Origin of the sequence: Bacteroides caecigallinarum (assembly GCF_016902295.1) — a bacterium.
GTDB classification, from domain to species: Bacteria; Bacteroidota; Bacteroidia; order Bacteroidales; family Bacteroidaceae; genus Phocaeicola; species Phocaeicola caecigallinarum_A.
Genome location: NZ_JACJLQ010000232.1, coordinates 1 through 219 on the forward strand (window position 1 = coordinate 1; position 219 = coordinate 219).

Genomic DNA, 219 nt, shown 5'->3' on the forward strand with positions numbered 1-219 from the left:
GAACGGTCTGGAAAGGCCGGCCACAGCGGGTGACAGCCCCGTATTCGAAGCGAGACGAAGCATAGTGCAATCCTGAGTAGCGCGGGACACGAGGAATCCTGCGTGAATCGGCCGGGACCATCCGGCAAGGCTAAATACTCCCGAGAGACCGATAGTGAACCAGTACTGTGAAGGAAAGGTGAAAAGCACTTCGAACAGAAGAGTGAAATAGTACCTGAA

1 rRNA gene is annotated in these 219 nt (G+C 54.3%); it reads left to right on the forward strand.

Features of this window, described 5'->3' with window-relative positions:
- A 23S ribosomal RNA gene (locus H6A27_RS14935) occupies window positions 1-219 on the forward strand; the annotation flags it as partial.